This window comes from Paenarthrobacter sp. NPDC090522, from assembly GCF_044769225.1.
In the GTDB taxonomy this organism is placed as follows: domain Bacteria; phylum Actinomycetota; class Actinomycetes; order Actinomycetales; family Micrococcaceae; genus Arthrobacter.
The window spans coordinates 1-22700 of sequence record NZ_JBIVXL010000025.1 but is presented as its reverse complement, the minus strand read 5'-3'; the positions used below and the strand labels follow the sequence as shown (position 1 = coordinate 22700).

The window sequence follows — 22700 nt, the reverse complement described above, 5'->3', positions numbered from 1 at the left end:
GGCAAGGGCAGACTGATTCCGGGCGCGTCTGGCGGTGACCGGTCTACTGCCCTTCAAGCCTTTTCTCGAGGCGCTTCCGTGCGCTGGCCAGCGACAGCTTGGTGAGTCGGGTTGCTGCCTTCGCGTCACGGGACCGGGCAGCTTCGAGAAGGTCGGGTTGCGGGGTCCACAGACTTTGGTCGTTGTGGTCGATTGCTTCGGTTGCACCGATGACTTTGTAGGGGCGGCATTGCAGCCAAAGGTTCTCAATGACGTCCATCAAGACGGGGTTGCCCCCGGCCTTATACAGCGTCCTCAAAAGGTCTTCGTCATCATCCAAGGCATCCCAGACCCTTCGTTCGGCCACGGCCTTTTTCATGCGGGTGCAGGCGGCCGCCATGCGTTCGACGTCGGCATCGGTGACGTTGGCGGCTCCCCGACGGGCGGCTTCCGTTTCCAGCGTTGCGCGGACTTCGTAGATGTGGATGAGTTCCCCAACGGTGAATTCCTTGACCACGGCTCCGCGGTGGGCGGCCACGCGGGTCGCGAGCCCGCTCTCTTCAAGTCGACGGATGGCTTCCCGGACCGGCATGACGCTGGTGCCGACCATGTCGGCGACGTCGCGCACGCGGAGGGGAGACCCGCCGGCCAGTTCGCCGGTGAGGATGGCTGATCGCAAGGCTTCGTAGACCTGGTCCGCTACGAGCGTCGGAGTAACCGAAAGCACGGCAGCGTTGATCCGGGTTACGCCAGGGGCAGAGGGCGCAGCCTCGCCCGATTTCTTGTCAGCCATACTGCTGATCCTATGGCTGCCTGACGCCAGCGGCGACTCCACACGCGGGTCTGGCGAGTTTTGAAATCTGAGATTCAGGCTTTTCTGATGTGTGATCGCTTGAAGATGTGCTCCCCTTGTGCTGGCACACCGTCGCGGACGCGGACCAGGGCGTCCGGCTGGACATGCGACGGCGGGACTCACCAAAGGACCAAATGGTGAGTCCCGCCGTCGTACTTCTAGCGGATCATCCCGGCACTGCGGCGAGGCTCAGCTCGGAGGCCGCTGTGCAGGTCAAGCTTGTAAAGCGTTCCCGGCTGGGTCCGTCGTCTGCGCGCTCCTGCGGCACCATGGTGGTGATCACGCCGGCCAAGACCCCCGCGTCGTTGAAGACGGGAGCGCTTACTCCCCAAACACCGGGAGCCAACGCTCCGGAGCTCGTCGCGTACCCATGTTTCCTGATGCTGGCGAGGTCGGCCTCGAGGGCCTCGTGCTCGTCCCGGCTCAGGAAGCGCCCGGCAAGGGCCTCGGCGGCCTCATCTTCAGGCAGGAAAGCAAGAATGGTTCGTGCGCTCGCACCGTTCAACAGGGGCCGGGAACGTCCCGCGGCGTAGCTGCAGCTGAGTATGTGTTCGCTTTCCACCGACTCCACACAGAGGGCTTCGTCACCGCTTTGGACCAGAAAGGCGGCCAGCTCGCCAGTGTCCCTTGAGAGTTGCTCCAGCCTGTTGCGGATGGTGCCTTGTGCCAGTGATTCCTGGCGGTAGTTGTCCGCCAGCCGGACGACTTCCGGCCCGGCTGAGTAGCGGCCGACAGCCGTGCTTTCGACGACGAAGCCCGCCTGAAGAAGGGTTTGCAGATGCCGGTAGACGGTGGATGTCGGTATCCGGAGGAGGCTGGCAATTTGTGCGCTGCTCAGGCTGCGGTGTCGGGCGAAGAGCAGCAGGATGGACATGGCAGTGCCGCGTTCGTCGCGTTTCCTGGACTGTGCGGACTCACCGGGTGCCGTTGGCTTGTAGTTGAGGATTCGCTTCTTCATGGGAGTACTTCCGTAAGGGGTGTGGAAGGCCAAGGAGAGGGCAACAGCCGCCGCCCGGGAGAATCGGGCGACGGCTGCGGTTGCCGTGCGGGTCGTTGCGAGGGGGTCCGACGGCGGTTGGTTGGCTGGGTGGGCAGGTGCGCACCCAGCCGGCTGGTGGGTCCTGCTTACTGGGCCATGTAGGGCTGGCGCCATTCGGAGGACGGGGAGAAGTTCTCGTGAATGAACCGGCCACTGAGCCAGCGCTGCAAGGCGAGGCGCGAGCCGGTCTTGTCGTTGGTACCGGAAGCGCGGCCACCGCCGAAGGACACCTGGCCCATGAGGGCGCCTGTGGGCTTGTCGTTGATGTACGTCATGCCCGAGGAGTTGCGGAGCCTGTCCAGGGCGTGCGAGACGGCGCGGCGGTCGTTGGCGAAGATGGACTGGGTGAGGGCGTAGTTGCTGGTCTGGTCCACCAGGTCAAGCACGGACTCCCATTCGCTGTCCTCGTAGACGTAGACAGTGAGGATCGGGCCGAAGAACTCCTCGCTCATGGTGAAGGCGTGGGGGTCGGTGGTCTCGAAGATGGTGGGTTCAACGAACCAGCCTTCTTCGCCGTGAACGTTGCCGCCGGCCAGCAGCGTGTGGCTCGGGAGGGCCTTCGCTTTGTCGATGGCCTCTCCGAGCTTTCGGAAGGAGACTTCATCGATGACGGCGCCGGTGAAGGTCTCGTGCTCGGCGGGGTCGCCAAGGCGCAGGGATTTGGTGGTTTCAACCAGTTCGTCCTTGATCTGTGCCCAGATGCTGTTCGGGATGTAGGCCCGCGAGGATGCGGAGCACTTCTGTCCGGAGTATTCGAAGGAGCTGCGGATCAGGGCTGCCCGGAGGGCGCCGGGGTCGGCTGAGGGGTGGGCAACTACTGCGTTCTTGCCGCCGGTCTCGCCTACGAGGCGGGGGAACGAGCGGTACTTTTCGATGTTGTCGCCGGCCTTCTTCCAAAGGCTGCGGAATACATCGGTTGACCCGGTGAAGTTCAGGCCGGCGAAGTCGGGGTGGGCCATGGCGTAGTCGGAGATAAGCCGGCCGGAGCCGTGGACCAGGTTGATGACACCAGGGGGAAGGCCGGCTTCTTCGAACATGCGCATCAGGACATCGTTGCTCAGTGCCGACTTCTCGGACGGCTTCCACACCACGGTGTTGCCCATGAGGGCAGGGGTGGTGGGCAGGTTGCTGCCGATCGCGGTGAAGTTGAACGGGGTAATGGCGAGGACGAAGCCTTCAAGACCCCGCTGGTCGAGCGTGTTGCCTTCACCCTGCAGCGATGCCGGCTGATCGGCGAAGATCTGCTGGGCGAGGTGGGCGTTGTAGCGGAAGAAGTCGGCCACTTCGCTCGCGGCGTCGATTTCAGCCTGGTGGAAGGTCTTGGACTGGCCGAGAATGGTGGTGGCTACCAGTTCATCCCGGTACTTTCCCGCGGCAAGCTCGCCGGCGCGGAGGAAGATGGCTGCGCGCTCCCACCACGGAGTGCGGGACCAGCCCTGCTGGGCTGCAAGGGCGGAATCGATGGCTGCCTGGATGACGGTTTCATCGGCGGTGGGGATGCGGCCCAGTACCTGTGAGTGGCGGTGGGGTGCGGTGATGTCGCGAAGTTCGCCGGTCATGGACCGTTCGCCGTTGATCACGTGGGGGATATCGCGGACGTTGGAGGTTACGTCCGCAATGACCTTCTTGACCGAGGCGGCTTCCGGTGATCCCGGACGGAATTCACGGGAGGGTTCGTTATAGGGCGTGGGAACCTTGAAGTTGCCAGAAACGGCGATGGACTGAGATGACATTTTCTGGGTGTCTCCTTTGAGTGTTTCCCGGACCGTGCAGTCGCGGGTTGGTTAGTGGGTTTCCAGCCGCAGCTCCAGCCTGCGCAGGGCGCTGGCGAGGGAGTCTGCGGTGATGGTGGTTGCTGCGGCGGTGTCTCCGTCGAGCAACGCCTGGACCAGCGCCGGTTGCGGTGTCCAGAGGGTGTTGTCGTTTTTTGCTACGGCCTCGGTTGCGCCAATCACCTTGTAGGGCCGGCACTGAAGCCACAATTGTTCGATCGTGCTGACCAGGACAGGATTTCCCGAGGCCTGATAGAGGGTCCTGAGGACTTCTTCATCGAAATCCAAGGCATCCACGATGCGGCCTTCGGCAACCGCCTGCAGCATGTGACTGCAGGCCACTTCCATGGCCCGCACATCCCGCTCGGTGACATTGGGCGCACCTTGTGTGGCTGCTTGGACCTCAAGGATGGTTCGGACATCGTAGATGTGGATCAGTTCCGTGGCTGTAAAGGTCTTGACGACGGCTCCTTTGTGAGGGGTGCGCGTTGCAAGGCCCGCTTCTTCGAGGCGGCGGATCGCTTCGCGGACTGGCATGACGCTGGTGCCGACCATGCCCGCCAGGTCACGAACCCTCAGGGGAGACCCCGCTTCGAGCGAGCCGGTCAGGATGGCGTTTTCCAGAACCTCATAAACCTGGTCCGCCACCAGGGTGGGGGTGACGGGACTGGTTGTTTGGACGCTCATGGTTACTCCTCTGACTGCCGCATCAAGATCGATGGTGATATTTGATCACATACCAGCCTACGCGAAAATGCTGTTTACCCTCCGATGAGGGAGCGGAGGAACAGGAGCAGGTTCGCGGGCTTCTCGGCCATGCGACGCATGAGGTACGGATACCACTGCGTGCCGTAGGGGAGGTACACCCGGACCCTGTACCCCTCGCGGACCAGTTCGTCCTGGAGCTTGCGGCGAACGCCGTACAGCATCTGGAATTCGAAGTCCCGCTTTCCCAGGCCGAGCTCGGCCGCGCGCTCCTTGATGACGTCGATGCATTTGTCGTCGTGGGTGCCGAACGCCGGGTCCGGCAGGTGTTCCAGCGCCCACCGCGCCAGATACTTGTACTGCTCGGTGACTTCTTCCGCGCTGTTCAGTGCTGCGGCCGACGTTTCATCGAAAGCACCCTTGACCAGTCGGATCCGTGGCTTGATGTCCGTGAAGGACAGCAGGTCTTCGGGAGTCTGCCGCATGTTGGCCTGGATCGCTACCCGGGTAGTGGGGTGGTCCGGAAGGATGCTTTTGAAGATCGCGAGGGTGTCGCGGCCCACCGAACTGTGCTCCATGTCGACTTCGACCGTTGCTTCGTTGGTGGCTGCTGCATTCAGAAGTGCCTTCAGGTTATTGGCACACTCCTGGGGGTCGATCATGATCCCCAGTTGGGACAGTTTGACCGAGACGGTGGATCCAGGGGCCTGGTTCCGGATGTTCTCGATGGCGCCCTGGTATTCCTTGGTGGCCTGCTTGGACTGTTCCAGGTCATGGACCGATTCGCCCAAGAGGTCGAGGCTGACGTCAATGCCAGCCTTGTTGAGCGCCTTGGTGGCAGTCCAGGCCTCCTCAACGCCGCGTCCTGCAACGTAGCGGTCAACAATGGGGCGGGTGAAGCGGTTGCGCGTGGCAATGGCTTCGAGTTTCTTGTTTTCTGCGACCTGCAGAAGAAGTTTGTTCGGCATGAATCACTTCCTGGTTCGCCGCGGAGCCGCGGATGGGGACCGACCGTTCCTGGTTGCGGCGGCGTGTATTCGTTTCTACTGGCCCAACCTCTTTCGAGTGTTGTGCAAACCACATTAGCTTGTGATCACAAATCACACAAGAGTTTGATTTTCGAATGTCCGCTCCAGCAGCCACTGGCTTGAGGCTCGGATGGATTCATGCCGTGCTTTCTTTCGTCACATGCCTCAATGGGCAGGCTGCCGATGACTGCCTTCACTGCGGTGGGCCGGAGACGGGCTAGTTCACACCCGCGGCGTGGCGCAGGCGAAGGGTGTTGGTCCGGCCACGCTGTTCACTGGTTCCCCTTGTCTCGCTCCGAACCGTGACGATCGCCAGAAGGCAATTGCGCGCAAAGAGTTCCTCGGCGCCAGTATCCAGAATCAGCGTCGCCAGGGGATCGAGTCTGCGCCGGCTGCTCAGTGAGGCGGAGCCATCCAGTACTGTGACGGCTACGACTCCTGATCGGGGGTCGAGCAGGACCGGGCCGTCAAGTCTCTTGGTGGAGACGGAGCCCATGGCAGCGTTGCGATTCGTCATGAGGTTCAAACCCAGTTGGGGGCTTTGGTCCGCCATGCGGAGGTGGACGTCGGCTTCTCCTGGGAATTCTGCGGTCTTTCCAAGACCAAGTCGGTGCGCCTGTCCGTTGATGCTGAGCTCGACGTTTCCTGTGCTGGCAAGCGTAAAGATCCGGTCAATCCCAGGCAGGCAGGAAAAGGCTGAGTCCTCGTTGAGGTCGGCCAGGCTCAGGCGCCACATGAACTCATCGCCCAGTGCCGGGTTGCGTCTACTTCCGATGTGGCGCGTGTATCCGGCCCCGTTGATCCACGGAATGCGCGGGACGTTGTCGGGGCGGACGATCCGGGCTTTCGAAGACGAGCTTTGAGTCATGCGTTCCCTCATTTCCGACCCGATGATTGGGCCTTCGTCAAACCCAATTCAATGAAGCATTGACTGAGATGTGATCACAGATTACATTCTGAGTATGACACCAGCCACATGGTCTCAGACCGCGGACGGCCAGATGGCGCACCGCGGCAAGACAGGTGCTGACCCGGCGGCCTCAGGTCGACGGCTACCTGACATTGACGTCCCCGACGGGCACATGTGGCACAAACCCTGAAAGGACCCATCCTTGAACACCACTATTCCAAGCGAGGAACTCGCTGCCCTTTGCGAGCGGGCACTCCTGGCTCAGGGCGCAGGGGACCGGGCGGCCCGCGTCCTGGCCCGAGCCACGGTCGAGGCTGAACAAGTAGGCAACCGGGCGGTCGGTGTGGGTCACCTTTTCGACTACATCGACGGATATGGAACCGGTCGGATCGCTGCAACAGACGAGCCCGACATCCGACGGCTGGCCTCAGCCGTCATCGATGCGGATGCCCGCGGCGGACTGGCGCAGGTCGCCTTCGAGGAAGCGGTGCCGGCGTTTGACGTCGCCGCCCGGGAAGCGGGCCTCGCGGCAATGTGGATTCGCGGGTCCTACACCTGTGGTGAACTGGGCTACTACGCAAGGCACCTGGCGCAGCGGGGCTTCATCGCCGTTGCCACCGCCAACAGCCCTTCACTCATGTCGCTCGGCGGAGCCCCTAAGCCCATCCTGGGCACGAACCCCTTGGCCTACGGAATTCCGCGCGCCGGGAAGTTGCCTATAGTCATCGACCAGGCCTCATCGTCCACTGCCTTTGTCAATATTCGACGTGCCGCCGAGGCAGGCGACCCCATTCCTACGGGCTGGGCGCTGGACTCTCAGGGGCAACCCACGACCGTCGCCGATGAAGCCCTGCGCGGAACCCTCCTTCCCTTTGGCGGACATCGCGGCGGCAACATCGCCCTGCTGGTTGAGGTACTGGCCACGCTCTCCGGAGCCAAGTTCTCCATGGACGCCGCCCCCTTCGACCACGGCGATACATCCCCTGGTATTGGTGTCTTCCTGCTGGCCATCGACCCGGCGAGCTTCGTGGGATCGGTGGAGCGGCTCAACAAGCAACTGGAGCACCTGCAGAACGAGCACCAGGTCCGGCTTCCGGCTCTTGAAAACACGGAGCTTCCCGAGCAGGTTGGCATCGACCCTGCACTCCTCGACAGGCTCCGCAAAGCTGCCGAGCCGGCGGCCGAACAAGCGTCGTAGCCTGGTTCCACTGCCGGCTAACCTCCCCACACACCCCAACGAACAAGGCGAAACTGACATGTCTTTCAAACGAATGATCCACGCCGTGGAGACCCACTCCGGCGAGCCCATGCGCGTGATCACCGGCGGCGTGCCGCACATTCCCGGCAACACGGTATATGAGCAAATGAAATGGCTCGAAGAGAACGATGACCAGATCCGCAAGCTCATGCTCAGGGAACCACGGGGATACCCGCCGCTGTGCTGCAACCTCGTCGTGCCTCCCAAGCACCCCGACGCTGTGGCGGGCTTCATCATCATGGAGCAGGTTGAGTACCCGGTCATGAGCGGCGGCAACACCATCGCCGTCGCGACCGTCCTCCTGGAAACCGGCATGATTCCCATGGAGGAGCCCGTCACGAAATTCAATTTGGAGGCGCCTGCCGGCCTCATTGCCATCGAAGCCGAGTGCAGCAATGGCAAGGTCAAGCAGGTTAAGTTTAAGAACGTGCCCGCTTATGCGGTGTACCTCGACGCCGTCATTGACGTCCCCGAGCTGGGTAAGGTAACCGTTGACGTGGCATGGGGAGGCATGTTCTATGTCATCGCCGACGTCCGCCAGTTCGAGGGCCTGGACCTGGTCCCGGAACGCGGACGGGACATTACCCGTATCTCTTCCCTGATCCTCCGGGCGGCGCAGGACCAGCTGCCCGTGGCCCACCCGGACTATCCGGGCATCGGCATCACCATCTCGCAGCTGTCAGGTCTCACGGACAATCCCAATGCGGACCGTAAGAACGCCGTGACGGTTGCCAGCGGACCCGTCGAGTTCGACAATCCGGCAACCTGGACCGGTGGAGTGGATCGTTGCCCGTGTGGTACCGGAACGTGCGCAAAGATGGCCGCGCTCCACGCAAAGGGCGAGCTGGCATTGAACGAGCCATTCCGCCACGAGGGAATCCTGGGCAACGTGTACACGGGGGAGTTGGTTGAAGAAGTCACCATCAACGACCGTCAGGGCGTAGTACCCACCATCAGTGGGCAGGCGTGGATTACGGGTTTCAGCACCTGGGTTCTGGACCACGATGATCCCTTCCCCTATGGGTTCACTGTTGGGGATATCTGGGCACCCCAGGAGCAGGAGGAAAACACCAGTATGCGGCCGAGTGACGCAAAGGGTATTGCCGAGCTTCACGCGGCCAAGGCGGCCGCTCTGTCCTAGGGCCCATAACGGTGGTCCTGCGCTGAACTGTTGTCCTGCGCAACGGGGGAACATAACTGAAGCAGTCGAGTGGACCCGAGGAGAAAGTTCTCCTCGGGTCCACTCGCTTTTTGGCGGAATGGTGACCTCGAATTTACCTGAGTGTTACACCCAACCATTGACGCGATATGTGATCACAGATTACATTAGTGTGTGATGATAGCCACACGCCCAGGCGCAGCCGGGCGGCTCCCACTGTGGCCGGGGCGCGGCAGCCCCCTACTGAACACAATCCCTCAACGACGAAGGAGAAATAATGTCTTCCACTCTTAGCGCTAGGAGCGATGTGTGTCTGTAATCAACAAAACGGTCCTGCCTGACAGTCCGGCGACGGCCGCCTATAAGAAGCGTTTCCTCACCCGGCTCACGGCAGTCCTCGTGGGAGGCATGTTCCTCGATGGATACATCCTGGGAATCATCGGAACGGTGATCGGTTCCATTACCACTGAGCTGCACTTCACGCCTCTGTGGGAAGGCCTGATCGTCGCCTCCTCCCTCGTGGGGATTCTGGTGGGCTCGCCCATCGGCGGCTGGCTCGGGGACAAATTCGGCCGCAAGCCGTTGTTCATGATCGACATGGGCATCTTTGTGGTCGGCTCAGCGCTTCAATTCGTTGTCCACGAACCCTGGCAGTTGTTCCTGGTCCGGCTCTTGATGGGCGTTGCCGTGGGCGTTGAGTACTCTGTGGGCTGGCCCCTCATGTCCGAATTTGCCCCTGCACGGCTCCGTGGCCGGCTCATGGGACTGACGCTGGTGGCGTTCTACGTCGGCTTCATGGTCGCGTTCATCGTTGGGTACGCACTGACTACGACCACCTCCGTCGACTGGCGCATCATCCTCGGATCAAGCACTATCCCCGCGGTGATCCTCCTCCTTGCCCGGATTGGCCTCCCGGAATCTCCCCGGTGGCTCTGGAACAAAGGCCGAAGGGATGAGGCCCGTGCCGTTGCGCAGAAGTACATGGAGACAGGCGGCGGCGCAGACGACTTCGAACACGAGCAGGCGCGCCCTCAGGGCAGCTTCAAGATGCTCTTCTCCCGCCGCTATTGGCGTGCCACGCTGTTTTGCTCGATGTTCTGGCTTTGCGCTGTCACGCCGTACTTTGCCATTGCCACCTTCGCTGAAGGCGTCCTCAAGGGTTACGGGCTAAGCCAGGGGCTGGCCGGAGGCGTAGGTCTGTCGGCAGTCGCTACGGCAGGGGTGATCCTGACCGTCATCCTGATCGACCGTGCCGGACGCCGGTTCCTCACGGTCCCGCCACAGTGGCTTTGCTTCGCGCTGCTCTTGGTCATTGGACTGTGGGCAGGTGCCCCGGCATGGGTGGTCCTGGTGTGCTTCCTGCTCTTTTCGTTCTTCAACGCCGGTTACAACACCCTGACGGGCATCTACCCCGGTGAAGTCTTCCCGACGGAAATCCGGGGGATCGGCACCGGTTTTGCCACCGCTGTCAGCCGCATCGGTGCGGGAGCCGGCACCTTCCTGCTCCCGTGGTCGGTGGCAAACTACGGTCCCCAGGTCACCATGCTGGTGGCTGCAGGACTCACCCTTCTCGGCGCCGTGTTGTCGCAGTGGCTCGCACCTGAAACGAAGGGCAAGAACCTGAGCGAAACCGCGGCTGGTTTCTCCCACTAACCAGGCCCACTAACCAGACCCGAAGAAACGAACAGGGCGGCTGGATCCTCTTGGATCCAGCCGCCCTGTTCGTATTCCTAGAGCTGGCCTGTCAGGGCTTTCGGCTGTAGGCGCAGGACGCGGTAGCCGTGGTGTTTGTCATAACCGTGGATTTCCTTGGTGTCCAGGGCTGCCATGAAGTCGAGCACGTTGGTGTCGAGGAGCTGGCCTGGGACCAGGACGGGAAAACCTGGCGGGTAAGGGGTCACGAAGGCTGCGGAGATGACTTCTTCGCCGACGGCCAGCCGCTTGCGGACCCCTGAATCGGTGAGGTATTCGCAGGAATCGGGCTTGTAGGTTTCAAAGTACGCCGTGCGGATGCAACCATCCGGCAGCGCCTTGTCGGTGCGGAATCTGGAGGCGAAGCTGCTGAAGTCCGGCAGCGGCGGGGCACCCTTGGTGAGCTTGGTGACCATGCGGTTGTGGGCGGTCCGGGACCTCGGGCTTCGCGTGGATGCCTCTGATTCGAATGACTCGGCCAGTTTGACGAGGACTTCGATCAGGTACGCCACCGAGCTGCGGGACGTGCCGATGTTGGTCATGAACAACACACTGTTGCGTGAGGTCTTATTGACTTGGATGCCATGGCCGTCCATGAGGTACTCATGCCTGAAGGTGTCTCCATCGACCCCTGTGGCGCCGATATACATGGTGAGCCGGCTCGGGTCCACCACGAACTCATCGTCCTTCCAGGCCTGGGCCATCCTGGCGAGGCCGTCCACCAGGGGCATGGGCGATGTGCTGGTGCGGAACTCCTCGGGAATGAGATCCAACGTGCTGAGGATGCGGAAGTACTTTCTGAGCAGCGGGTGCTGTTCGATCGCGGTCGCCACGCTGGCAGCGAGGTCGGCCTGCTTCTGTACCAGTTCGCAACCTTCAAGTTCTGCCTGCCGGCGCCCGATATCCAGGGAGGCCAGGATCTGGTAGTTGGGTGAGGTGGACGTGTGGGTCATGTAGGCCTCCCGGAAGGCCTCCTCCGTCAGGTGCGCGAAGTCCTGGTCATGGACATGGATCATCGATCCCTGGCGCAGGGACGTGAGGGTTTTGTGCGTCGACTGGGTTGCGTAGACCCGGATCCGGGCTCTGTCCGGGTCCGGGACAAGGCGGGTGTTCAACCAGAGATCGTCGTTGTGGGGTTCCCCGGTCACGGGATCGAACAACTCGGCGGCCTGGGCGGCATACTTTTCGCGGGCCGCCGGAGCCTGGAAGCGTTGCTCGAGGGCTTGGCTGGCCGCCATGGCCGTGCGGCGGCGGTAGATGGGATGGAACCCGGCGAACGCGAACCAGGCTTCGTCCCAGAGGAAGACGAGGTCTGGTTTGATGGCCAGGCACTCCTCCATGACGCGCTCTACGTCATACACGATCCCATCGAAGGTGCAGTTGGTGAGGGCAATCATTTTCACTTCGTCCAGCCGGCCCGAGGCTCGGTAGTCCAGAAGCATCTTCTTGATGGAGGACGTGGGGACGCCCCCATACAGCGAGAACTCATCCATCGGGTATGCCTCAAGGTAGGCAACCTTGGCACCGGCCAGGACCATGGCGTAGTGGTGGGATTTGTGGCAATTCCGGTCAACGAGGACCACGTCACCCGGGGCCAGGATGGCTTGATGGACAATCTTGTTCGCCGTCGAAGTGCCGTTCGTGACGAAGAACGTTTGCCGGGCGCCAAAAGCGCGGGCGGCCAGGCGTTGCGCGTCCCTGATGGATCCGTGAGGGTCCAGCAACGAATCAAGGCCACCAGAGGTGGCCGATGTTTCGGCGAGCAGGAGGTTCAAGCCGTAGAACTCTTCCATGTCCTTGATCCATTTGGAGTTGGAGACTGAACCGCCCCTGGAGACGGGCAGTGCATGGAACACTCCACCGGGTCGGCGGCTGTGGTTCTGGATGGCTGTGAAGAAGGGGGTTTCGTAGCGTTCGCCCACTCCTTTAAGGATGGAGAGGTGGAGTTCGAGGCTGTCTGCGCGCAGGAAGATCCTGCTGAAACGGCTGGTGAGGGAACCACCGAGTTTTTCGATGGAAACCCCGGCCACCAGGTAAAGGTCCAGGCTAGGCCGGAGTTCTGCAGCCTTCTCGGCCAAGGCCAGGATCCTCTGGATGGGGCGGGCCGGGTCCAGATCGTTTGGACCGTTGGCAGCCACGAAGTCCTTGATGTCCTGCTCCAGCGGCCTTCGGGAACGTGTCTTGAAGCCAGGCCGGATAATGCACGCTTGGATGTCAGTGTTCAGCAGCAAAGCTGCAACGGCATCTTCGTAGCTTGGAACAATGTTGATCTCGTAGACAAACGGGTCCTGGGGCCGGCGTTGCGCGAGCATCTGGTGAACGAACCCGGCGCCGTCCTCGGGCGTGCAGTCATCCACGAGCAGCACTTCGAAACGGGGACGCCCGTCAGATACATCCTCACGGGCTGACGGGGATACGCGGGAGGACTCCGCACGTGCCTGCCGCCGTCGCCGGCCCTTGAGTCTCTCGATCGCTTCGCCCAAGGCGACGGGGTCGCCGTCGTTGATCAACAACCGCAGTTCCTCAATGGCGGCCAGCCCCGGCGTTGCCCAGTGGCCTTCCACCAGTTCCAACCTGTCCAGCACCTGAAGGATGTCCTCGCTGAGCCGGCGCCTCGTTTCGGCAGAATGCCCACCTCCCATCTTCTCCGCCGTGTAGGTCAGGTATTCCCAGAGATCCTCCCGGATCCGCCACACATTGTGTGTAGCGGTCTCACTGGTGCCATCAACGGTGTACAGGTCTGGTGCGACCGGATTCACGTGTTTCCTTCTCTCGAATGGAGCCTTGTCCTCTTTGACAAAGCAGTGTCCGGGCGGGGCCCGGAAAATCTTGGGTTCCTCTGGGGCCAGAGGAAAACACCCGCGCCGATTGGGTCGGCGCGGGTGCTGGTATTCAGTTAGTCAAGGAGGCTGGCGAGTGCGTCTGCCAGCGCCTGGGCTCCAATTTCGGCGTCTTCGTCCACCACGTGTTCTTCGGGGGAGTGGGAGATGCCGCTGGGGTTCCGGACGAACACCATGGCCGTTTGGACGTAGGGGGAGAGGACGCCTGCGTCGTGTCCGGCCCCCGTGTCCAGGATGGGCGCTTCCGGGAGGGCCAATTGGAGTTGCTTCTGCAGCCCGGGGTCGAAGTGGACGGTGGGGGATAGGGATTCTTCGCTGAGCGTGACAGTACAGCCTTCTTCGGCGGCAATCAGTTGTGCCTGGGCGTGGATGGCTTCAACCACTGCTGCGGTGATGGCGTCGTCGGGGTGGCGGACGTCGAGCCAGAAGTCCACGCGGGACGCGATCACGTTGGTGCCACCGGGGACGGGTTGAAGCCGGCCGACGGTCGCCCGGGCCTGTGGCTGCTTGCGAGCGGTATCGCGGATTGCGACAACGGTGCGGGAGGCGGCGACCATGGGGTCGTGCCGGTCGGCCATGAGGGTGGTGCCGGCGTGGTTGCCTTGGCCATTGAGGCTCAGTTTCCAGCGGCCGTGGCCCAGGATGGATGAAGCGATCGCGATGGGCTGGTTGAGATCGATCAGTCCACGGCCTTGTTCGACGTGCAGCTCCACGAACGCGCCGATGTTGCCCAGCAGTTCCTCGTCGCGGCCCACATAACGCGGGTCCAGGCCGTTGGCCTTGGCGATATCGGCGAAGGTGTTGCCGTCGGGGTCGCGGAGGTTCCGCGCTTTGTCCGGGTCGATCGCACCGGTCATGAGCCGGGAGCCGAGGCACGCGACGCCGAAGCGGGAGCCTTCTTCTTCGGGGAAGACCACGACGGCGAGTGGCCGGGTTGGGTTGGTGCCGCGGGCTTTGAGGATGTCCACGGCGACCAGTGCGGAGGCGACGCCGAGGGGCCCGTCGAAGGGTCCGCCGCCGGGGACGGAGTCGAGGTGACTGCCGGTCACGAGGGCGTTGGCCCGGTCCTTCCCGGGGGTGTCCCACCAGGCCCAGATGGCGCCGTTGCGGTCGGTTTCGACGGCCAGGCCTCTCTGGGTGGCCTGGTCGATGAACCAGCTTCGCAAATCGAGTTCTGCGGTGGAGTAGACAGGGCGGGTGTAGCCGCCGCGGATCGGGTCGGTGCCCAGGTGGGCGATGTCGGACATGAGTCCGGTGACCGTTGCCGCCGTCGTGCCTGTCCGGAGAGTGGGGCTTGTCTGGTTGGTGAGGCTGCCGGTGGTGTTGGTCATGCGTGGGCTCCTGCTGCTGTGGCGTGGACGGCGAGGCTGAACTGTTCGGGGACGGTTCCGGTGCCGGTGGCGAGGTCGGCGGCGAATTGGCCGATCAGCGGTGCGAATTTGGCGCCGTGGCCCGAGCAGGGGGAGAGAATGGTGACGCCCTCGGCACGGTCGATGATGAAGTCCTCGGTGGGGGTGTTGGTGAACAGGCAGGTGGTCTCGGCGTACGGTTCCGGTACGACGCCGGGCAGGTACTTCTCCACGTATTCGATGACCCGACGGCGGTTATCGGCGCTGATCTGTCCGTCCTGTTCCGCGGCCGAGGGCAGGATTTTGCCGCCGTTGTATTCGGCGACTTTCTGACCGTGGAAGCCGGCGTCCCGGCCGCCGGGAAGGCCGTAGGCCTGCCAGCCTTCGCGTTTGTGGATAAACGTGGGCCAGGTGGCCGGATCGGTCCCGTCGATGTAGGGGAAGTGGTAGGCCTGTTCCTGGCGGACCTCGAACGTAGGCATGGTCGCGAGGAACCCTGCGGGCAGGGAGAGGGACCCGAGGAGTTGGGGGAGCCAGCCGCCGGCGGCGACGATCACGTTCGCTGCCTTGACGCTGCGGGCGTCCTCGGAAGTCAGGGTGTAGTCGCCGGCGGTTCCGGTGATGGAGGCGAGGGCCCAGTTGGTGTGCAGGGCAGCGCCGTGGGCCACTGCCTGGTCCACCATGGCGGTGACGGACTCGTGGGCGTCGATCACACCGGCGCCGGGGTGCCAGAGGACGTCGGTGTCGAAGGCGATCTGCCCCCATCGGTCCTGGGCTTGCTTCGCGGTCAGGAGCTCGTGCTCGATGCCGCGTGCTTCAAGGACAGTCGCGAGGCGTTCCGGTTGGCGGATGGACCCGTAGTCCACGGCGCCGTGTGGGGTGATGAGCTGTTTGCCGGAGAGGCGGGCCAGTTCGTCCCAGCCCGTCTTGGCTTCCTGCACCAGGCCCGTGTAGAAAGCGTCCGGGTAGGCGTAGCGGAAAATCCGGGCAGAGCCGTGGGAGCTACCGGCGTCATTGGCCGGGGTGGACCGTTCGAGCAGGGCGACATCGTGGCCGCGGGAGGCAAGTTGCCAGGCCGTCGCCGCGCCGGAAAGGCCGGCTCCGACAACGACGTATTCGAACGATTCCATGGGGTTGCTCCTTCGGGTTTGCGTGGTGCGGTTTCTCGCTTCATCCAGTTACTCACCACCGGCGTCCTTGCGTCCAATATCTTTTTAGTTGCCATTGTTGCTGCAAGTCGAAAGAATCGACGTCATGGAACTTCGACAGCTTCGGTACTTCCTGGTCGTCGCCGATGAATTGCACTTCGGCCGCGCCGCCGAGCGCCTGCACATCACCCAACCGCCACTCACCGTAGCCATCAAACGGCTTGAACACGATCTTGGCGTCCAACTGTTCGACAGGACCACCCGCCGCGTCACCCTCACCACTGCAGGGGAGGCCTTCAGGGACAAAACGGCTTCTGCCCTCGCCGAGCTCGACGAAGCTGCCGGGGACGTTGCGGACGTAGCTGCCGGCAGAAGCGGAAAGTTGCGGTTGGGATTCGTCAGCTCGGCCAGTTACACCACCGTCCCGGAAGCCATCCGGGCGTTCCGGGCGTTCCGCCCGCGCGTCGAGCTTGTGTTGGCACCCTTGACCAGCGGCGAACAGGTCGAACAGTTACTCGACGGCGAGCTGGATCTCGGATTACTTCGGGATCCTGGACAGATCCCTGGGCTCACGCTCGAGTTGCTCAGTACCGAGGACCTGGTGGTCGTGCTCCCGGAAACCCACCCCTTGACCGCTTGCCCCGAAATTGCGGCGGAGCAACTCGAGGGGGAGCCGATGGTCCTGTTTCCCTATCGGCTGATGCCCGGTTTCGTCTCGCGGGTGCTCCGTCTCATCGAACACCTGCCCACACCGCCACTGGTCGCACAACAAGCCATCCACCAGGAAACAGTCCTCGGCCTCGTAGCCGCAGGGCTGGGAATCTCTGTCCTTCCCCAATCCATCCAGCGGTTCCACATGCCCGGGATCACCACACGCCCGATCGCCGGTCAGCCCCAAACCGAGCTCTACGTCGCGCGCGGCCCGCGGAGTTCACCCTCCGCTGAAGACTTCATCGCCTGCCTTCGGGACGGCCTCCCCGGGGCATAGGTCCTTGCATGGAGCGGGCGGGAAAAATTGATTCCGTAAAGTGTCGCTTGTGATCACATATCTCACATATACTGTGATTCAACCGACATGCGCTGATTTGCCATCCCGCGTTCGGCTACCAAATCTTGGAACCGCCTCGCTCCCGTCAGGGAGCCTGACGTGGCGGGACCCAACCAGTGACTCTTTCACTTGAGACGTGGACGTCTCTTATCGCAAGGGAGATACCGTGGCGAACGCCCGAATTGACACAGATACCCGGATCCTCATCATCGGGGCTGGTGTTGTTGGTGCCGCATTGGCCGATGACCTGACCCGTCAAGGGATGAAGGCGGTCACCGTCGTCGATCAGGGTCCGTTGTACCGGACAGGTGGATCGTCTTCGCACGCCCCAGGCTTCGCATTCCAAACCACCGGCTCGGCGGTCATGACCGAACTCGCGCGCAGGACGTTGGACAAGCTGGACGGCGCCACCCTGGATGGCCAGTGGATCCTCAAGCGTGTCGGTGGACTCGAACTCGCTTGCGACGAAGAGCGCATGCAGTACTTGCACCGTCGTCACAACCTGGCCGAATCCTGGAAGGTGCCAGCCAGCATCGTTTCTCCCGAAGAGTGCGCGGAATTGTTCCCTGCTTTGGATACGTCAAGTGTCCTCGGCGGCCTGCACACGCCGACCGATGGCGTGGTCAAGGCTGTCCGCGCCGTGGAATGGCAAGCACGCCGCGCCATTGAAAACGGTGCGCGATTCTTTGGCCACACCCAGGTCACAGGTTTCAGGATCGACGACGGCCGGGTCTCGGGTGTCAATGTCCGTACGACACCCGAGGTGCCCGGCAACCCCTGCAAGGGCGAACGGCTTCCCGAAGGCACGACGCATCTGGACGCCGACGTCGTCGTCGTGTGCGCCGGGTTGTGGGGGCCAGGTTTGGGCAAACTGCTCGGCCTGGAACTGCCGATGGTACCCATGGAGCACTGCTCTTCGTCCACCAGCGTCCTGCCCACCCTTGCCGGCATGAGCGATGAGCAGGAACTTGATCTCCCCATGATCCGGCACCAGGGCACGGGGTCGTACTTCCGGCAGTACGGAGAACGTTTGTTGTGGGGTAGCTACGAGCACCGCGTCATACCTGTTGAACAGGAAGACATTGCTGGTCCGGAAGAATTTTCCCGGACCCGCGTTGAGCCGGCAATCCACCCCTTGACGTGGGAAGACCTCAAGGGCGGCTGGGCTGAACTCCAACGGCTCTTCCCGGAGGCCGCGAACTGTGAGCCGGTTGACGGCTACAACGGCATCTTTTCCTTCACTCCTGACGGCAACCCGCTGTTGGGAGAGGTCCCGGGCGTGCGCGGGCTCTGGCTCGGTGAATCCGTGTGGCTGACACAGTCCGCTGGGGTTGCCGGCGTACTCGCCGACTGGATCGTCACAGGAGACCCCGGGATCGACACGACGACTCTCGACTTCCGCCGCTTCGACCAAACGCACCTCACACGTTCAGCCAGCATCGCCCGAGCCAGCGAAAACTATGACGAGGTCTACGACGTAGCCCACCCGCGCTGGCAGACCAAACAGTTGCGAAAGTTCGCAACGACTCCCTTCTACCTGCGGCAGGAGGCGCTTGGAGCCAAGTTCGGCAGTACCCCCGGCGGCTGGGAACGCCCCCTGTGGTACGAGAGCACGAACCCCGCCGGTTCGCTGGTGGACAGGGATTCCTGGTCTTCGTACGGATGGTCGCCCCGGATCTCCGTCGAAGCGCGCAACGCACGAACCGGTGTGGGCCTCGGTGACGCCGGTACAGTGTCCGCTTTCGAAGTTCGGGGTCCTGGTGCGAGGCGGCATCTGGAGGAACTCTTGTCCGGGGAGCCGTCCCTGGACGTCAACACCTCCACTACAGCCTTCATCATCAACTCCAACGGCGGCATCGTGGCGGACCTGACGATTATCCGTACTTCCAGCGAGTGCTATGTGGTCATCGGCAGCGTTCCCGAAGACATCTGGCACCTCCAGCACGAAACGGCCTTCCTGCAGGAGACCAGCATCCTGGACGTCTCTTCCGGAACCACCGCCTTGGTACTCGTGGGTCCCGACGCCGCATCAGTTCTCGAAGCAGTGACCCGAGGGGCACTGCCCGCAAATGCGTCATCGGAAGCGCCCGTCCTGGACGTGGGCGGTATTCCGGTCCGGGCTGTAGCCGAAACAACCACCGGGCTAGGCGGTTGGACACTGTATACAGCCACGGAACACGGCCTGTTCCTGTGGGATCTGCTACTGGAAGCCGGAGCAGACTGGCGGATCTCGGCCATGGGGACCGATGCCCTTGCGGCGCTGCGGATCGCGAACGGGACACCAGCCTTCGGCATCGAATACGGGCCCCAGGATAACCTTCATGAAACCGGTCTTGCGCGCCCGTCCAAGCGTGGAGCGCTCCGCCAGGGCCACCGCGTGCTTGTACGGTTGGCACTGGAAGACAAGCGCCACGCGGCCATCCCGGGGGCACCAGTCACGGACGGCCAGGCTGTGGTTGGATACGTCACCAGCGTCGCGGAAGACCCGGAAACGCTTCACTATCTGGCTTTCGCCTGGGTGGATGCGCACGCAGCGGAAACTGGCACGAACCTCGCAGTCTCCCACCTCAGCGAACGCTACCCAGCCGTCGTCGATCGATCTGCACTTCCCGAACGTGATGACCGCACAGAACATGTCGAGGTCTCTCCAGTTGCAGGTGCCCATACCGCAGGTTCAGTGGAACTAGCCAGCGCTCTGTGACCATCCAGCATTGACACAAGCCTGACCGCTTGCCGCTATACCGATTTCGAGTCGGATAGCGGCAGGCGGTCAGGCGTTTAAATCGCAGCATGGGCCGCGCACTGTGACTAACCACCGTGAAAGGATCGCATAACTTTGAGCGCCTCTGGATACTTGGCAGCTTCCATTCCACAAAGAACGGCAATGGCGGGTTCCCTTGTCGCGCTTCCCGTCCTGGCCATCGAACAGGCGGGCAATGTTGCGATGGGCGGTGTTCTTGTTGCTGCCTTCCTGGGACCCAGCGTCATTGCCGCTCCAGTGGCAGGGGCCGCTTTGGACATGGCACGCCGGCCAGCCGTCCCCGTCGCAGCCTCGGGGCTGCTGACTGCCACAGCGTTCGCTGTGGCAGCCATGTTCAGTCGTGAGCTGCCTTTGATGGTAGTCGTAGGCATGGCCATCGCTGGGGCGGTTTCGCCCTTCTATATGGGAGGGATGTCCAGCTTTGCCTGGGATGTCATTCCCGATAAGCGACGTGCCTTCGCCTATGACGCGCTTTCGTATAACGTCGCTGCAGTGGCTGGCCCAGCGCTGGTTGCCCTCCTCGCGGCGTTCCTCAGTGCACAGACGGCTCTCTTCACATTGGCTGCGATTGCTTTGGCCGGGACCATGTGCGTGGGCGTGCTCAAAGCGCGCCGCGGCAATCGTACGGCAACTCCGGCGATGGCGGTCATTAAGGCAGGGCTACAACGGACCTTCGCCCACCGCCCCTTGGCGGTGGTCACCCTTTCCTCGACGCTGACCCAGGTGGGGCAGGGAGGGTTGGCCATAGCCCTTGTTGCGCTGTCTGTTGACCGCAGCGGATCTCCGCAGGAGGGTGCTGGCCTCGTCACTGCCTTCACGCTTGGGAGCCTGGCAGGCGCGCTTGTGGAAACCATTCGGCCAAGCCGCGCGAAGCCGCACCGCACCATGGCCGCCGGCTTTGTCGCAACAGGGGTTTTCACGATACTGGCGGCCTTGGACATGGGCCAGGTCTGGGCAGTCGTCACCATCGCTCTTTCCGGAGTCTTCACGGCCTCAACAACAACAGCCATGCTTTTGTTGCGTGACCGGCACAGCGGACATGGCCTCAAGTCCCAAGTATTCTCGGTCAGCGCAGGCCTTCGTACCAGCGCGTCAGCGGGAGGCGCGATCCTTACCACCTCGGTCGGTGGATGGGGAAGCGCACTTTCGCTCGCATCACTCGGAATGATCTGGATTATCTCGGCGACTGTCCTCATCGCCTACCCCGCGTCAAAGGCTCCCTAGTAGAGAAGACGTGACCGCCGCATACTGAAGCCGCTCGGCGACGACCTTCGATGCCTGCAGACAACCGACCGCACGCGACCGGAGCCGGAATGCCCGGGAATTCCCCGTTGGCAGCTGGCCTTAAGTGGCGCCGAAAGCCACCTGGAACGGGAAAATCCAACGGACGCGAGAAAGGGCACTGGATGGAATCCAGTGCCCTTTCTCGCGTTGAGACTTTACGCGTCAGAGTTCGTTGGGAGCTCCGGGCTGTCCAACGGCGGGGTCCAGTCCGTACTTTTCGAGGATCTTCTTGATGGTGCCGTTTTCGCGTAGCTTGGTGATGTCCTCATCCAGTGCCTTGCCGAGTTCCTGGTTGTCCAGGCTCGAAGGCAGCATGACCTGGCCAACCGCAGCAAACTCGGGAACCTTGGGATTCGGGGTCACGTCCACCACAGTCGCTCCATCGATGGGGGCGTCCTTGAAGCGGCCCTTGGCGGAGGCCGCAGAAGCCACGATGCCGTCGATGCGGCCTGCCTTCAGATCGCCATAGATGGATTCGTCATCCTGGTAAACCTTGAACTTGTCGCCGAGCCACTGCTGCAGGCTGTTGTTGTAGAGGTTGCCGGCCACCGAGCCGATGATCTTTCCTTCCAGCTTGTCGCTGGTCAGACCGGTCTTGGAAATGATCGCTTGCGGGTCATTCCAGAGCGGGGTGCTCAAGTAGACGATCTTCTTGCGTTCCTTGGTGCGCAGCCAGCTACCGGATCCGATGTCCACGCGCTTGGACTGCACGGAGGGGATCACGGCTCCCGCGCCGCCCGAGGTGCTGACGGTGACCTTCAGGCATTCGAGCTTGGCGATCTCGCCAATGAGGTCACCCTCGAGACCGGTGACGGTGTCGCCCTCAACCTTCGTCGCGGGGTAGTAGTCGTAACTGGCAACGGTCAGTTCACCCTGCGTAACGGTCTTCAGGTCCTTGTGGGCCGGGGTGCAGTCGCCTGAGCCGGCGGAGGCGTCGCCGCTGCCTCCGCAGGCTGCGAGGGAGATGGCGACCAGGCCGGCGGCGGTGCCGGCCGAAAGTACGCGCACGAGGGAACGGGTTGTTCGCGACATGGTGACTCTTTCTTCTATCTCTTTGATGGGGTTGAACCCCGATTGATGGGAACGGAGGTGGTGGTTTTGGTGCGGTTTGGTTCTCGGTCTGTGGGAACCGATCCCTTGGAAGCGACCTTTACGGAGCAGGCCTGGTGTGTGTTGGTGGTGTTAGTTGCGTTGGAGGTGGCGGCCGAGGCGGTTTTCGAGGAGTTTGACGGCGCCGAGGAAGACGAGGGTCAGGGATCCGTAGATGATGGCGGTGAGGGTGTAGACGGAGAGGTATTCGAAGGTGATGGAGCCGATTTCGAAGGCTTTGGACATGAGTTCGGGGACGGCGATGACGAAGGCGAGGGCGGAGCCCTGGAAGACGAGGACGGCGAGGCCGGCCAGGGGTGGGGTGGAGATGCGGAGGGCTTGGGGGAGGATGATGAGCCGGAATCCGGTCCAGCCGCGGAGTCCGGTGGTGAGGGCTGCTTCTTTTTGGCCGAGGGGGACGGAGGCGATGCCGGCGCGGAAGTATTCGGAGGCGTAGGCGCCGGTGTTCCAGGTCAGGGCGATGATGGCGGTGGTCAGGGAGGTGAGGGTGATCCCGGCGTCGGGGAGGCTGAAGTAGAGCAGGTAGAGCAGCACCAGGGCGGGCAGGCCGCGGCCGACCTCAACGAACAGGAAACTGATCCAGCGCAGTGGCGCGAGTTTCGCTTCGGCCATGACGGCCAGCAGGAGCCCGAAGGGGAAGCCGAAGAGCAGGGACAGTCCGGTGAGTTGCAGGCTGACTCCGAGTCCTGGGGTGAGGTTGGGCATCCAGGAGAGCCATTGGGTGATCAGGTCCATCACGCTACTCCGATCTTTCTGCGCAGTTTC

17 protein-coding genes are annotated in these 22700 nt (G+C 62.7%); 6 read left to right on the top strand and 11 right to left on the bottom strand.

Annotated features, from left to right (window positions below; all coding sequences use genetic code 11):
- Window positions 1-43: 43 nt before the first annotated feature.
- From ACIQT2_RS21655 to ACIQT2_RS21630, 6 genes are all read right to left on the bottom strand, one after another.
- Window positions 44-772, bottom strand: a complete 729-nt coding sequence (locus ACIQT2_RS21655) for a GntR family transcriptional regulator (RefSeq protein ID WP_400336523.1) — start codon at window positions 770-772, stop codon at window positions 44-46.
- 226 nt (window positions 773-998) lie between these two features.
- The gene (locus ACIQT2_RS21650) at window positions 999-1790 is read right to left on the bottom strand and encodes an IclR family transcriptional regulator (RefSeq protein WP_402950693.1); all 792 of its coding nucleotides are present in this window, start codon (window positions 1788-1790) and stop codon (window positions 999-1001) included.
- A gap of 167 nt (window positions 1791-1957) precedes the next feature.
- Window positions 1958-3604, bottom strand: a complete 1647-nt coding sequence (gene pruA, locus ACIQT2_RS21645) for an L-glutamate gamma-semialdehyde dehydrogenase (RefSeq protein WP_400336525.1) — start codon at window positions 3602-3604, stop codon at window positions 1958-1960.
- A 51-nt stretch (window positions 3605-3655) separates the two neighbouring features.
- On the bottom strand, window positions 3656-4330 hold the full coding sequence (locus ACIQT2_RS21640; protein ID WP_400336526.1) for a GntR family transcriptional regulator: 675 nt from the start codon (window positions 4328-4330) through the stop codon (window positions 3656-3658).
- 74 nt (window positions 4331-4404) lie between these two features.
- Window positions 4405-5316 carry a proline dehydrogenase family protein gene (locus ACIQT2_RS21635; RefSeq protein ID WP_402950689.1) on the bottom strand — a complete coding sequence of 304 codons (912 nt, stop codon included), beginning with the start codon at window positions 5314-5316 and terminating at the stop codon, window positions 4405-4407.
- A 277-nt stretch (window positions 5317-5593) separates the two neighbouring features.
- Window positions 5594-6244: a HutD family protein gene (locus ACIQT2_RS21630; RefSeq protein ID WP_402950686.1), complete on the bottom strand. Its 651-nt coding sequence runs from the start codon at window positions 6242-6244 to the stop codon at window positions 5594-5596.
- Between the two features lie 244 nt (window positions 6245-6488).
- On the opposite strand from ACIQT2_RS21630, the gene ACIQT2_RS21625 reads away from it, so the two are divergent.
- The 3 genes from ACIQT2_RS21625 to ACIQT2_RS21615 all read left to right on the top strand — a co-directional run bounded on the left by ACIQT2_RS21625 (window position 6489) and on the right by ACIQT2_RS21615 (window position 10356).
- On the top strand, window positions 6489-7484 hold the full coding sequence (locus ACIQT2_RS21625) for an Ldh family oxidoreductase (protein ID WP_400336529.1): 996 nt from the start codon (window positions 6489-6491) through the stop codon (window positions 7482-7484).
- Window positions 7485-7542: 58 nt separating this feature from the next.
- Window positions 7543-8685, top strand: coding sequence for a proline racemase family protein (locus ACIQT2_RS21620; RefSeq protein ID WP_402950684.1), 1143 nt, complete (start codon window positions 7543-7545; stop codon window positions 8683-8685).
- A gap of 327 nt (window positions 8686-9012) precedes the next feature.
- Window positions 9013-10356 (top strand): MFS transporter, encoded by a 1344-nt coding sequence (locus tag ACIQT2_RS21615; protein ID WP_402950681.1) that lies wholly within the window; start codon window positions 9013-9015, stop codon window positions 10354-10356.
- A gap of 77 nt (window positions 10357-10433) precedes the next feature.
- Here ACIQT2_RS21615 and ACIQT2_RS21610 read toward each other — a convergent pair whose 3' ends face one another.
- The 3 genes from ACIQT2_RS21610 to ACIQT2_RS21600 all read right to left on the bottom strand — a co-directional run bounded on the left by ACIQT2_RS21610 (window position 10434) and on the right by ACIQT2_RS21600 (window position 15714).
- Complete coding sequence (locus ACIQT2_RS21610) at window positions 10434-13154, bottom strand: aminotransferase class I/II-fold pyridoxal phosphate-dependent enzyme (RefSeq protein WP_402950678.1); 2721 nt, start codon at window positions 13152-13154, stop codon at window positions 10434-10436.
- A 137-nt stretch (window positions 13155-13291) separates the two neighbouring features.
- Window positions 13292-14566, bottom strand: coding sequence for an allantoate amidohydrolase (locus tag ACIQT2_RS21605; RefSeq protein ID WP_402950675.1), 1275 nt, complete (start codon window positions 14564-14566; stop codon window positions 13292-13294).
- Window positions 14563-15714, bottom strand: a complete 1152-nt coding sequence (locus ACIQT2_RS21600) for an FAD-dependent oxidoreductase (RefSeq protein ID WP_402950673.1) — start codon at window positions 15712-15714, stop codon at window positions 14563-14565. The genes ACIQT2_RS21605 and ACIQT2_RS21600 overlap by 4 nt, the downstream gene beginning before the upstream one ends.
- A 124-nt stretch (window positions 15715-15838) precedes the next feature.
- On the opposite strand from ACIQT2_RS21600, the gene ACIQT2_RS21595 reads away from it, so the two are divergent.
- The 3 genes from ACIQT2_RS21595 to ACIQT2_RS21585 all read left to right on the top strand — a co-directional run bounded on the left by ACIQT2_RS21595 (window position 15839) and on the right by ACIQT2_RS21585 (window position 20765).
- Window positions 15839-16720, top strand: coding sequence for a LysR substrate-binding domain-containing protein (locus ACIQT2_RS21595; protein ID WP_400336535.1), 882 nt, complete (start codon window positions 15839-15841; stop codon window positions 16718-16720).
- Between the two features lie 226 nt (window positions 16721-16946).
- Window positions 16947-19481 carry an FAD-dependent oxidoreductase gene (locus ACIQT2_RS21590; RefSeq protein ID WP_400336536.1) on the top strand — a complete coding sequence of 845 codons (2535 nt, stop codon included), beginning with the start codon at window positions 16947-16949 and terminating at the stop codon, window positions 19479-19481.
- A 183-nt stretch (window positions 19482-19664) separates the two neighbouring features.
- Window positions 19665-20765: an MFS transporter gene (locus ACIQT2_RS21585; RefSeq protein ID WP_400336537.1), complete on the top strand. Its 1101-nt coding sequence runs from the start codon at window positions 19665-19667 to the stop codon at window positions 20763-20765.
- Between the two features lie 222 nt (window positions 20766-20987).
- Here ACIQT2_RS21585 and ACIQT2_RS21580 read toward each other — a convergent pair whose 3' ends face one another.
- Both ACIQT2_RS21580 and ACIQT2_RS21575 read right to left on the bottom strand, forming a co-directional pair.
- Window positions 20988-21857: a substrate-binding periplasmic protein gene (locus ACIQT2_RS21580; protein WP_400336538.1), complete on the bottom strand. Its 870-nt coding sequence runs from the start codon at window positions 21855-21857 to the stop codon at window positions 20988-20990.
- A gap of 150 nt (window positions 21858-22007) precedes the next feature.
- A partial coding sequence (locus tag ACIQT2_RS21575; protein ID WP_402950668.1) for an amino acid ABC transporter permease occupies window positions 22008-22700 on the bottom strand: 693 nt, incomplete at its 5' end.